Source organism: Pseudolysinimonas kribbensis (assembly GCF_030161895.1).
GTDB lineage: Bacteria > Actinomycetota > Actinomycetes > Actinomycetales > Microbacteriaceae > Pseudolysinimonas > Pseudolysinimonas kribbensis.
In genome coordinates, this window is sequence record NZ_BSVB01000001.1 from 3343765 (window position 1) to 3355967 (window position 12203).

The 12203-nt window shown below is 70.6% G+C and carries 11 protein-coding genes and 4 pseudogenes; 14 read left to right on the plus strand and 1 reads right to left on the minus strand.

What is annotated here, in order from left to right; genetic code table 11:
- Positions 1-8: 8 nt before the first annotated feature.
- The 14 genes and pseudogenes from QQK35_RS18370 to QQK35_RS20800 all read left to right on the plus strand — a co-directional run bounded on the left by QQK35_RS18370 (position 9) and on the right by QQK35_RS20800 (position 11737).
- A complete protein-coding gene (locus tag QQK35_RS18370; RefSeq protein ID WP_284255450.1) occupies positions 9-353 on the plus strand; it encodes a hypothetical protein in 345 nt (114 codons plus the stop codon).
- Between the two features lie 163 nt (positions 354-516).
- Positions 517-999: pseudogene (locus tag QQK35_RS18375) on the plus strand (DUF222 domain-containing protein); the annotation flags it as partial.
- Positions 1000-1130: 131 nt separating this feature from the next.
- Positions 1131-1337 carry an HNH endonuclease signature motif containing protein gene (locus tag QQK35_RS20690; RefSeq protein WP_431311852.1) on the plus strand — a complete coding sequence of 69 codons (207 nt, stop codon included), beginning with the start codon at positions 1131-1133 and terminating at the stop codon, positions 1335-1337.
- Between the two features lie 46 nt (positions 1338-1383).
- The gene (pdxS, locus tag QQK35_RS18380; RefSeq protein WP_284255761.1) at positions 1384-2286 is read left to right on the plus strand and encodes a pyridoxal 5'-phosphate synthase lyase subunit PdxS; all 903 of its coding nucleotides are present in this window, start codon (positions 1384-1386) and stop codon (positions 2284-2286) included.
- Positions 2287-2295: 9 nt separating this feature from the next.
- A complete protein-coding gene (gene pdxT, locus QQK35_RS18385; protein ID WP_284255451.1) occupies positions 2296-2892 on the plus strand; it encodes a pyridoxal 5'-phosphate synthase glutaminase subunit PdxT in 597 nt (198 codons plus the stop codon).
- A gap of 53 nt (positions 2893-2945) precedes the next feature.
- Positions 2946-3710 carry a YebC/PmpR family DNA-binding transcriptional regulator gene (locus QQK35_RS18390; protein ID WP_284255452.1) on the plus strand — a complete coding sequence of 255 codons (765 nt, stop codon included), beginning with the start codon at positions 2946-2948 and terminating at the stop codon, positions 3708-3710.
- A gap of 21 nt (positions 3711-3731) precedes the next feature.
- Positions 3732-4289, plus strand: a complete 558-nt coding sequence (gene ruvC, locus QQK35_RS18395) for a crossover junction endodeoxyribonuclease RuvC (protein WP_284255763.1) — start codon at positions 3732-3734, stop codon at positions 4287-4289.
- 9 nt (positions 4290-4298) lie between these two features.
- Positions 4299-4913 carry a Holliday junction branch migration protein RuvA gene (gene ruvA / locus QQK35_RS18400; protein ID WP_284255455.1) on the plus strand — a complete coding sequence of 205 codons (615 nt, stop codon included), beginning with the start codon at positions 4299-4301 and terminating at the stop codon, positions 4911-4913.
- Positions 4910-5934: pseudogene (gene ruvB, locus QQK35_RS18405) on the plus strand (Holliday junction branch migration DNA helicase RuvB). Before ruvA ends, ruvB begins: the two are co-directional and overlap by 4 nt.
- 74 nt (positions 5935-6008) lie before the next feature.
- On the plus strand, positions 6009-6542 hold the full coding sequence (locus QQK35_RS18410; RefSeq protein WP_284255456.1) for a preprotein translocase subunit YajC: 534 nt from the start codon (positions 6009-6011) through the stop codon (positions 6540-6542).
- 178 nt (positions 6543-6720) lie between these two features.
- A pseudogene (secD, locus tag QQK35_RS18415) lies at positions 6721-8375 on the plus strand (protein translocase subunit SecD).
- A complete protein-coding gene (gene secF, locus QQK35_RS18420; protein ID WP_284255458.1) occupies positions 8375-9382 on the plus strand; it encodes a protein translocase subunit SecF in 1008 nt (335 codons plus the stop codon). Before secD ends, secF begins: the two are co-directional and overlap by 1 nt.
- Positions 9383-9449: 67 nt before the next feature.
- Positions 9450-11419, plus strand: a pseudogene (locus QQK35_RS18425) (RelA/SpoT family protein); the annotation flags it as partial.
- A gap of 39 nt (positions 11420-11458) precedes the next feature.
- Complete coding sequence (locus QQK35_RS20800) at positions 11459-11737, plus strand: ACT domain-containing protein (protein ID WP_488803442.1); 279 nt, start codon at positions 11459-11461, stop codon at positions 11735-11737.
- Here the strand turns inward: QQK35_RS20800 and QQK35_RS18430 are convergent.
- Entirely contained in the window at positions 11724-12008 is a 285-nt protein-coding gene (locus QQK35_RS18430; RefSeq protein ID WP_284255459.1) for a hypothetical protein, read from the minus strand. The genes QQK35_RS20800 and QQK35_RS18430 overlap by 14 nt on opposite strands.
- Positions 12009-12203: the final 195 nt, after the last annotated feature.

Here is a 12203-nt window from a genome sequence, read left to right on the forward strand (position 1 = left end):
GTCGCGCCATGGCACTCGAGCACCGGCTCGCCGATGAGGCGGCGGCACTTGCTGCCGCGCTCGCTGAGCCGCTCGGCGCAGTCGGCGACGACCGGCTGCGTGACCTGATCGGCATGATCGGGTCGGTGCGACGACTCGTGGATGCGGTCGGCGTGCGGATCGCGGGGGAGCTCGCCCGTCGATGCGACGAGGGCGCTCTCGCGGTGCGGTGGGGCGAGCGCTCGGCAGCGGCCGTCCTTGCCGTCGAGGCGGGCCTCGACCCGGCGGAGGCTCAGGACTGGTGCGAGGTGGGGGCGCAGGTCGTGCCGCGGTTGTCGCTCGCGGGGAGGATCTGTCCCCGCGTCGCCCGGTGATCGCCGAGGCAGTTGAACGGGCCGAGCTGACGATGAGATCGCTGTCGCGCATCGCGCGCACGGTCGACGAGGTCGAGTGCCGCGCCTCGGGCCGTGGCGAGTCGATCGCTCCGGTGCTGCTGGCCGAGGCCGTGCGTCTCGCGCCTCGGGAGCTCGCGCGGCTGTGCCGATTCGCCATCGATCGCGCCGATCCGGATGGCGTGCCGATCCGCGAGGAGGAGCAGCGCCGCCGCGCGGGGTGCAGGTCTCGCACCTACCCGACGGCATGCTGCGCTGGATCGTCACGATGGATCCGGAGTCGGCCGGATTCCTCACCGCGGCCCTCGACGCCCGCACCGCCCCGCGTCGCGAGCCGCGGTTCGCCGTCGACGACGCCCTCGAGGACGAGCCCACCGAGGGCGGCACCCGCACGCTGGCTCATCGTCGGCTCGACGCCCTCGTCTCGATCGCGAGTGAGTCGCTGCGCCACGATCCCGGCAACGTCGCGGGAACCGCGGTGACGATGGTCGTGACGGTCTCGCTCGACGCGCTGCGCACCGGCCTCGGCGCCGCGGAAATCGCGGGGATCGATGCCACGATCTCGGCGGCGACCGCCCGCCGCCTTGCCGCTCAGGCCGAGATCGTGCCCGTCGTGCTCGGAGGGGCGAGCGAGCCCTCGACCTCGGCCGTTCCGCACGACTGTTCTCGGCTGCCCAACGACGCGCACTGGGGCTGCGCGACGGCGGCTGCGCGTGGTGGGGGTGCACGGCGCCTCCGGGCTGGTGCGAGATCGCGCACGTGGATCCCTGGGCGCGGGGCGGACCCACAGACCTCGACAATGCGATCCTGCTCTGCCCCTTCCACCACCGCCGGTTCGATCTCGACAGGTGGACGCTCGAGGTGGTCGAGGGCGAGCGCTGGCTGGTACCTCCGTCCTGGGTCGATGCGCGGCGGACGCCCCGGCGCGCCGGCCGGGCCCGGCCGACCGGCCGTGTCGCTGCGTGACGGCCGGCGCAGCCGACCGGCTCCGCGGCCCGTAGAATCGGTCATCATGACTGACACCAAGGACACGACCGAGCTCGGAACGAGCCGCGTCAAGCGCGGGCTCGCTGAGATGCTCAAGGGCGGCGTCATCATGGACGTCGTCACCGCCGACCAGGCGAAGATCGCCGAGGATGCCGGGGCTGTCGCGGTCATGGCGCTCGAGCGCGTGCCGGCCGACATCCGCTCGCAGGGCGGCGTGGCGCGCATGAGCGACCCCGACCTGATCGACGGCATCATCGCCGCGGTGTCGATCCCGGTCATGGCCAAGGCGCGCATCGGCCACTTCGTCGAGGCGCAGGTGCTGCAGTCGCTCGGCGTCGACTACATCGACGAGTCCGAGGTGCTCTCGCCCGCGGACTACGTCAACCACATCGACAAGTGGCCCTTCACGGTGCCCTTCGTCTGCGGCGCGACCAACCTGGGCGAGGCCCTGCGCCGGATCACCGAGGGCGCGGCCATGATCCGCTCCAAGGGCGAGGCCGGCACGGGCGACGTGTCGGAGGCGACCAAGCACATCCGGACGATCACGTCGGAGATCAACACGCTCAAGTCGAAGACCAAGGACGAGCTGTACGTCGCCGCCAAGGAGCTGCAGGCGCCCTACGACCTCGTGGCCGAGGTCGCGGCGACCGGCAAGCTCCCGGTCGTGCTGTTCACGGCGGGCGGCGTCGCGACCCCGGCCGATGCGGCGCTCATGATGCAGCTCGGTGCCGACGGCGTCTTCGTCGGCTCGGGCATCTTCAAGTCGGGCGAGCCCGCGAAGCGCGCAGCGGCGATCGTGAAGGCGACGACGTTCTACGACGACCCCGACGAGATCGCCAAGGCGTCGCGCGGGCTCGGCGAGGCCATGGTCGGCATCAACGTCGCCGACGTGCCCGCGCCGCACCGGCTCGCCGAGCGCGGCTGGTAGCGCTTGCCGGTGACGACACGGACTCCGCGGGTCGGCGTCCTCGCGCTCCAGGGCGACTTCCGCGAGCATCTGCTCGTCCTGCGCGAGCTGGGAGCGGATGCCGTGCCCGTGCGCCGCGAGAGCGAGCTCGACCAGGTCGCCGGCCTCGTGATCCCGGGCGGCGAATCGACCGTCATGGACAAGCTGTGCCGGCTGTACGGGCTGCGCGACCCGCTGCGCGGCCGGATCGCCGCCGGGATGCCGGTGTACGGCACGTGCGCCGGCCTCATCATGCTGGCCGACCGGATCACCGACGCGATCGACGGCCAGGAGACCCTCGGCGGGCTCGATGTGACCGTGCAGCGCAACGCCTTCGGCAACCAGAACGACTCGTTCGAGACCGACCTGGACATCCCGGAGCTGGGGGAGGCCCCGGTGCACGCCGTCTTCATCCGCGCGCCCGCGGTCAGCGATCTCGGCGACGGCACCACGGCGCTGGCCGCCCTCGAGGACGGGCGCGTCGTGGCGGTGGAGCAGGGCAACCTGCTCGGCACCTCCTTCCACCCCGAGGTCACCGACGACTACCGCTTCCACGAGCGCTTCCTCGAGCGGGTGCGCGCGGCCTGAGCGCGGCGCCTGCGTAGGATGAAGCGTCTTTCCCGGATCATCAAGGAGCAGCCGTGAGCGGCCATTCCAAGTGGGCGACGACCAAGCACAAGAAGGCGGTCATCGACCAACGGCGTGCGAAGTCCTTCGCCAAACTCATCAAGAACATCGAGGTCGCGGCCAAGATGGGCGGCGCCGACCTGAGCGGCAACCCGACCCTGGTCGACGCCGTGCAGAAGGCCAAGAAGACCTCGGTGCCCAACGACAACATCGACCGCGCCATCAAGCGCGGCGCGGGGCTCAGCGGTGAGTCGGTCGACTACCAGACGATCATGTACGAGGGCTACGGCCCCAACGGCGTCGCGCTGCTGATCGAATGCCTCACCGACAACCGCAACCGCGCGGCGGCCGAGGTGCGCACGGCGATGACCCGCAACGGCGGCACGATGGCCGACCCGGGCAGCGTCTCCTACAACTTCAGCCGCAAGGGCGTCATCTCCATCACCAAGGGCGACGGCGTCACGGAGGACGCGATCCTCGAGGCGGTCATGGACGCCGGCGTCGAGGACGTCGTCGACCAGGGCGGGGGCTTCGAGGTCGTCACCGACCCCTCCGAACTCGTGTCGGCGCGCAGCGCGCTCGTCGAGGCGGGCATCGACTACGACTCGGCCGAGGCCGAGTTCGTGCCCGGCGTGCAGGTGCCGGTGGATGCGGACACGGCGCGCAAGGTGTTCCGCCTGATCGACGCGCTGGAGGACAGCGACGACGTGCAGAACGTGTTCAGCAACGTCGACATCCCGGCCGATGTGCAGGCCGAGCTCGACGCGGACGACGAGTAACGAAGCGGCCCCGGGAGTCGCATCGTGCTTCGCGTCCTGGGGATCGATCCGGGCCTGACCCGCTGTGGCGTCGGCATCGTGGATGTCGCGCCCGATCGGTCCGCGACGCTCGTGCACGTGAGCGTCATCCGCACCGGCCCCGAGGAGTCGATCGAGCTGCGGCTGCTCGCGGTCGCGCGCGGGATCGCCGCGGCCCTCGACACCTACCAGCCGGATGCGCTCGCGGTCGAGCGGATGTTCGCCCAGCACAATCTGCGCACCGTCATCGGCACGGCGCAGGCATCCGGGGTCGCGCTGGCGGCCGCGGCCGAGCGGGGCCTCCCGGTCGGGCTGCACACCCCGAGCGAGGTCAAGGCCGCGGTCACGGGGTATGGGAACGCCGAGAAGGCGCAGGTGGGCGCGATGGTCGCGCGGGTGCTCGGGCTGGCGTCGGTGCCGAAGCCCGCGGATGCCGCCGACGCGCTCGCGCTCGCGATCTGCCACGCGTGGCGCGGCGCGCCCGCGGCCGGGGCGCCGACCGGGGACCTCACCCCTGCCCAGCGCGCGTGGCGGCGAGCCGAGGCGGCGAGCCGCTCGTAGGCTGACCGCATGATCTCGTCGGTCCGCGGTGCCGTGCTGTCCTCCGGCGGCGGCCTCGTCGTGGTCGAGGTCGGCGGTGTCGGGCTCGCCGTGCAGGTGACGCCGCCGCAGGCGCTCGCGCTGCGCATCGGCGACGAGGCGCGCCTGCACACCGCCCTGGTCGTCCGTGAGGACGACCTCAGCCTCTACGGCTTCGCGACCCCCGAGGAGCTCGTCGTGTTCGATCTGCTCCGCGGCGTGTCGGGCGTGGGCCCGAAGTCGGCGCTCGGCGTGCTCGCGACCCTGACGCCGGAGCAGGTGGCCCGCGCCGTCGCGGACGAGGACGACGCGCCCTTCCGCAAGGTCTCGGGCATCGGCCCCAAGACCGCCAAGCTCATCGCCGTCTCGCTCGCGGGCAAACTCGCCCCCGTGGCGGCGGCCGCCGCCGTGCCGTCGGGCGCCTCCGGGTCCGTGATCTCGTCGGCGGTGGTCGGTGCCCTCGTCGGACTCGGCTGGAACGAGCGGGTGGCCGCCCAGGCGGTCGACGAGGCAGCGGCAGGGGCCTCCGATGCCGACACCGCCTCCGTGCAGGCGCTGCTGCGTCTCGCGCTGGCCCGTCTCGGCCCGCAGCAGGTGCGCGCGTGACCGACGACGGGATCGTGCGCCCGGAGCCCGAATCGGAGGCGGAGCTCGCGTTCGAGGGCGCGCTGCGTCCGCGCTCGCTGGCCGAGTTCGTGGGTCAGGCCAAGGTGCGCGGCCAGCTGCAGCTGCTGCTCGACGCGGCCGCCATCCAGAGCCGCACGCCCGATCACATCCTGCTCGCCGGGCCGCCCGGGCTCGGCAAGACCACGCTCGCGATGATCGTGGCGCACGAGTCGGGCCGCCCGTTGCGGATGTCGAGCGGCCCCGCCATCCAGCACGCCGGCGATCTCGCCGCGCTGCTGTCGAGCCTCGTGCCCGGCGAGGTGCTGTTCATCGACGAGATCCACCGGATGGCCCGCAGCGCCGAGGAGATGCTCTATCTCGCGATGGAGGACTTCCGGATCGACATCATGGTCGGCAAGGAGCCGGCGCCACGAGCATCCCGCTCGACCTGGCGCCCTTCACCCTCGTCGGCGCGACGACCCGCTCGGGCCTGCTGCCCAATCCGCTGCGCGATCGCTTCGGCTTCACCGCCAACCTGGAGTTCTACGACGACGACGAGCTCGACGAGGTGCTCGCCCGCGCCGCCCGCATGCTGGAGCTCGAGATCGAGCCCGCCGCGCGTCACGAGATCGCGAGCCGCAGCAGGGGCACACCGCGCATCGCCAACCGGCTGCTGCGCCGGGTGCGCGACTACGCCATCGTGCACGCGAGCGGCGCCGACATGCCCGCCGTGCAGAGCGCCCTCGAGCTCTACGACGTCGATGCCGTCGGCCTCGACCGGCTCGACCGGGCGGTCCTGGATGCCGTCGTCACCCGCTTCGACGGCGGTCCGGTCGGGCTCAACACGCTGGCCGTGTCGGTCGGCGAGGAGCCGGAGACGATCGAGTCGGTCGTCGAGCCGTTCCTCGTGCGCATCGGGATGCTGACCCGCACGCCCCGCGGGCGGGTCGCCACCCGACGGGCGTGGGATCACCTGGGCGTGCGCCGGTCGACCTCGGGAGTGCTGTTCGATGACGTATGATTCCGGGGAATCGCACAGCGGCCTCTCTTAGGCTCGATCGCGCTCCCTGAATCCCGGAAGGCTCCCGCGCCCCCATGTCGTTCCTCACCACGTTGCTTCCTGCCGCCGACAAGCCGGCCGCCTCGGGCGACTTCTTCTCCCAGAACTTCCTCACCATCGCGCTCGTCGCGGTGCTGGCGATCATGGTCATCTTCATGGTCCGCAACTCCCGCAAGCGCAAGCGCGATGCCGAGGAGCTGAAGAACAAGTTCGTTCCCGGCGTCGAGGTCATGACCCAGCACGGCATCTACGGCACCCTCATCTCGGTCGACGACGAGAAGAACGAGGCCATCATCGAGACGACCCCGGGCACGCGGCTGCGCGTGCACCGCCAGACGGTCGCGCGCGTGATCGAGCCGCAGGACGTCGCTCCCGAGCAGGACGTCGTGGCGGAGGAGCCGGTGGTGACCGGCGAGCCCGAGTACGGCGAGCGCATCGACTCGGACGAGACGCCGGATGCCGCGGCCAAGCCCGCCCGCGCCCCGCGCGCGAGCTCGTCGTCGGCGGCTGCGAAGCCGCGCACCACGACGCGCAAGAAGCCCGCCTCGGACAGCGACGCCGCCGAGTAGCCCTTCTCGTCGGCTCCGTTACTCTGATAGCCGGTCCGGCCGATACCGCCGGACGCCGCCGTCGCGCAGCGCCCGCTCGCACGCTCCGTAGAAAGCAGAACGCCCTGTGGCAACGAGATCGACGCCCGTGCGCAGCGCCTGGAGGTCGCTCGCCTGGCTGCTGGTGATCGTCATCGTGATGGGCCTGCTGCTCGCGGCCGGCAAGATGTTCTGGAACTGGGGACTGAAGCCGCAGCTCGGCCTCGACCTCCAGGGCGGCATCGAGATCATCCTGACGCCGAAGGTGGCGTCGGGGAGCAGGTGACCTCCGACCAGCTCAACCAGGCGGTCTCGATCATCCGTCAGCGGATCGGCGGCATCTCGGAGGCGGAGGTCAGCACCCAGGGCTCGCGCAACATCCTCATCGAGATCCCCGGCACCACCCTCGACAAGACCACCCAGGACCGCATCGAGTCGGCCTCCAAGATGGAGTTCCGGCCCGTGCTGATGACCGGTGCGCCGGCGACCTCGAACGTCAGCCCGTCGGCGAGCGCCACCCCGAGCCCGGGTGCCAGCGGCAGCGCCTCCGCATCGCCGAGCCCGTCGCTCGCGGACACCCCCACCGCGAAGCCCACCGACGGCAGCGATCTCAACTGGGTCACGCCGGCGCTGCAGAAGCAGTTCACCGACCTCAACTGCTCGAAGATCGACGCGGCCGACACGAACGTCGCCCCGGCGGACAAGCCGCTCGCGACCTGCGACGACACCGGGACGCAGACCTACCTGCTCGGACCGGTGGAGGTCGAGGGCTCCACGATCTCCGACGCCAACGCAGGCACGATCCAGGGCAGCCAGGGCGTGAACACCGGCGAGTGGGCCGTCAACATCATCTTCAACGCCGAGGGCACCAAGGAGTTCGCGAAGGTCACGAACCGGCTGGTGTCGCTCGAGCAGCCGCGCAGCCAGTTCGCGATCGTGCTCGACGGCAAGGTGATCTCGGCGCCGGTCACCCAGGCCGCGATCACCAACGGCAAGCCGCAGATCTCCGGCAACTTCACCCAGGCCTCCGCGCAGACGCTCGCCAATCAGCTCAAGTACGGCGCCCTCCCGGTCAACTTCGCCGTGCAGAGCCGTGACACGATCGCCGCCACGCTGGGCGTGAGCCAGCTGCAGAACGGCCTCATCGCCGGACTCATCGGGCTCCTGCTGGTCGCCGTCTACTCGCTGTTCCAGTACCGGCTGCTGGGGTTCGTGACGCTCGCGTCGCTCGTGGTCGCGGGCGTCATCACGTACGAGTTCTTCGACATCCTGTCGTGGCAGAACGGGCTGCGCCTCTCGCTGGCGGGCGTCGCCGGCCTGATCGTCGCGATCGGCTTCACGGCCGACTCGTTCATCGTCTACTTCGAACGCATCCGCGACGAGCTGCGCGACGGGCGCGGCCTCGCGGGCGCCGTCGAGGCGGGATGGAAGCGCGCACTGCGCACGATCCTCGCGGCCAAGAGCGTCAACCTGCTGTCGGCGATCATCCTGTACGTGCTCGCGGTCGGCAACGTCCAGGGCTTCGCGCTCACCCTCGGCATCACGACGGTGATCGACGTGATCATCGTCGTGCTGTTCACGCATCCGGTGCTGCGCCTGCTCGCCACGACGAGGTTCTTCTCCAGCGGCCATCCGCTGTCGGGCCTCGACCCGAACGCGCTCGGCGCGGTGTATCGGGGCCGGGCGGAGTTCCACTTCTCGGAGGACGCGCGCCGCTCCGGTGCCAGCCGTGAGGCCGGCCGCCGCCAGACGATCGCGGAGCGCAAGGCCGCCGAGCTCGAGGCATCGCGCGGTTCGAAGGGCGGGAGCAACTGATGGCGAGCTTCGCCAAGTTCGGCAACGACCTCTACACGGGCGCACGGTCGGTCGACTTCGTCGGTCGTCGGCGCGTCTGGTACATGATCGCGATCGTGATGGTGCTCGCGTCGATCGCGATCCCGTTCGTGCGCGGCGGCGGCGACTTCTCGAAGGGCTTCAACTTCGGGATCGACTTCACCGGCGGATCGCAGTTCCAGATCTCCGACGCGAACTCGACGGACACGATCAAGGGGCGGGATGCCGCGCTCGGCGTCGTGCCCAGCGCCAACGTGCTCGTCACCACGGCCGGCAACCACGGCGTGCAGGTGCAGACCAACCAGCTGACGGACCAGCAGTCGCAGCAGGTCGCGACCGCGCTCGCCCACACCTACGGCGTCGCCGAGAAGAACGTCACGAACTCCTTCATCGGCGCCACGTGGGGCGCGGACGTCACGGGTAATGCGCTGCGTGCGCTCATCGTGTTCGTGATCTTCGCGGCCGTGCTCATGGCGCTCTACTTCCGCACCTGGAAGATGTCGGCGGCCGCCATCCTCTCGCTGCTGCACGACCTCGTCATCACGGCGGGGGTGTACGCGGCGACCGGATTCACGATCACCCCGGCGACGATCATCGGGTTCCTCACGATCCTCGGCTATTCGCTGTACGACGTCGTCGTCGTCTTCGACAAGATCCGCGAGAACACGGCGGAGCTCACCGACGACTCGACACGCACCTTCGGCGAGGCGGTGAACCTCGCCGTCAACCAGACGCTGGTCCGGTCGATCAACACCGGTGTCGTCGCCGCGCTGCCGGTCGCCGCGATCCTGTTCATCGGGTCGTTCATCCTCGGAGCCGACACGCTCAAGGAGATCTCGCTCGCCCTGTTCGTCGGCACGGTGGTCAGCACCTATTCGACGCCGTTCGTCGCCTCGCCGCTGTACGCGCAGTTCCGCTCGGGTGAGGCCGCGATCCGACAGCGCGACGAGAAGGCCCGGCGTCTGAAGGCGCGCGCTGCCGGCGCCTGACGCTCACGGCGAACCGCCGGTCACGCGCTCCGCTGCCTTCTAGACTCGAGGCACCGGAGGTGATCGGATGACGCAGACGCAGCCACCGCGCGCGCAGACGCCCGCCGCCGCGCCCTCCACGGGCTCGCCGTCGACGCTCCGGACGCTGCTGCCGCGCATCTTCTCGCGCGCCGACCGCTCGACCCGCTCCATCGACACCGTCATCAAGACGGTGCGCTCGCACCACCCGAAGGGCGACGTCGCCCTCATCGAGCGCGCGTACGCCGCCGCCGACCGCGCGCACGCCGGCCAGAAGCGCAAGAGCGGTGAGCCGTACATCACCCATCCGGTCGCGGTGGCCCAGATCCTCGCCGACCTCGGCATCGGGGCGAAGACGATCGCGGCGGCCCTGCTGCACGATACGGTGGAGGACACCGACTACACGCTGGACCAGCTGCGCGCCGACTTCGGCGACGAGGTCGCCATGCTCGTCGACGGCGTGACCAAGCTCGACAAGCTCAAGTACGGCGACTCGGCGCAGGCCGAGACGGTGCGCAAGATGGTCGTCGCGATGTCGAAGGACATCCGGGTGCTCGTCATCAAGCTCGCCGACCGGCTGCACAACGCCCGCACCTGGGGCTTCGTGCCCCAGGAGAACGCCCGTCGCAAGGCGCAGGAGACCCTCGAGATCTACGCGCCGCTCGCACATCGCCTCGGCATCCAGACCATCAAGTGGGAGCTGGAGGACCTGAGCTTCTCGGTGCTGTACCCGAAGCTCTACGTCGAGATCGAGAGCCTCGTGCGCGACCGCACGCCCGAGCGCGAGAGCTTCGTCCAGCAGGTCATCGACGCGATCAACGAGGACCTGCGGGCCGCCCGGATCAAGGGGCAGGTGGTCGGCCGGCCCAAGCAGTACTACTCGATCTACCAGAAGATGGTGCTGCGCGGTCGCGAATTCGACGAGATCTACGACCTCGTCGGCATCCGGGTGCTCGTCAACAACATCCGCGACTGCTATGCCGTGCTGGGCGCGATCCACGCGCGCTGGAATCCGATCCCCGGCCGGTTCAAGGACTACATCGCGACCCCCAAGTTCAACCTGTACCAGTCACTGCACACGACGGTCATCGGTCCCAAGGGGCGTGCGGTCGAGATCCAGATCCGCACTCAGGAGATGCACCAGCGCGCGGAGTTCGGCGTCGCGGCGCACTGGAAGTACAAGGAGCGGATGGCCGGCCGGCAGGTCGACGAGCGCACCAACGACAACGAGATGGCGTGGCTCGCGCACATCACCGACTGGCAGTCCGAGACCGCCGACCCGGGAGAGTTCCTCGACAACCTCCGCTTCGAGATCGGCGCGAAGGAGGTCTACGTCTTCACCCCGCAGGGCAAGGTCATCGGCCTGCCGGCCGACGCGACGCCCGTCGACTTCGCGTACGCCGTGCACACCGAGATCGGCCACCGCACGATGGGCGCGAAGGTCAACGGCCGGCTCGTGCCGCTCGAGAGCGCGCTGAGCTCGGGCGATGTCGTCGAGATCTTCACCTCCAAGAACCCGGATGCCGGTCCCAGCCAGGACTGGCTGACCTTCGTGCGCAGCCCCCGGGCTCGCAACAAGATCCGCGGGTGGTTCACGAAAGAGCGTCGCGAGGAGGCGCTCGAGCAGGGCAAGGACGCGATCGCGCGGGCGATGCGCAAGCAGAACCTGCCGCTGCAGAAGCTCATGAGCCAGGACGCCCTGAGCGAGGTCGCGGCGCAGATGCGCTACGAGACCGTCGACGCGCTCTACGCCGCGGTGGGGGAGGGACACGTCTCGACCCAGTCGGTGCTCGAGAAGATCCTCGCGAGCCTGCAGACCGATGCGGACGCCGACGAGGCCGACATCCCGTTCGTGCCCAAGGGGCGTGCGCGACAGCTGCGCTCGAGCGACTCCGGGGTGCTGGTGCGCGGTGCGCCCGACATCCTGGTCAAGCTCGCCAAGTGCTGCACGCCGGTGCCGGGCGACGAGATCGTGGGCTTCGTGACCCGCGGGGCGGGGTCTCGGTGCACCGCGCCGACTGCCACAACGTCGCCTCCCTGCGCAACGAGCCCGAGCGCATGATCGACGTCGAGTGGGCGCCGACCTCGTCGAGCCTGTTCCTCGTGCAGATCCAGGTCGAGGCGCTGGATCGTTCGGGGCTGCTGTCGGACATCACGCGGGTGCTCAGCGAGAACCACGTCAACATCCTGTCGGCGAACGTCTCGACCTCGAGCGACCGGCTGGCGATCAGCCGCTACGTGTTCGAGATGGGCGACACCGTGCACCTGGACCGGCTGCTCAATGCGGTGCGGCGCATCGACGCGGTGTACGACGTGTACCGGGTCAGCGCGGGCTGAGCGCGCGTTCGAGCGCCCGGCGTGCGATCCGGCGGCCCGGGAGCGGGCGCCGCTGGATCGACGCGAGCGCCTCGTCGAGGCCGATCCGCCCCGCCTGGGCGAGGGCGCGCAGCACGTCGTCGCCCACCGCACCGGAGCGCGCCACGTCGACGAGGGTGCGCAGCGGCGCGGTGACCGCGCTCGCGTCGAACCGGACGACGTCGCCGTCGTCGAGCACGTACTCGTGCACGACGGCGTCCGCACCGGGGCGCAGCCGCGCCCGGGCGCGCACGTCCGCGCACAACTCGATCGGTCGGGGAGCACGGGCAGCGCACCCCAGATCCAGGCGGCGGTGCACCGCGCGGCGACCAGCCGTTCCGATCGTGCGGTCATCACGGCGCGGGTGCGGACCTGCGGCGTCTCGACGACGTCGATCGGGCACCAGGCGTCGACGAGCCCGAAGACCTCTCCGTCGAGCCGCATCGCC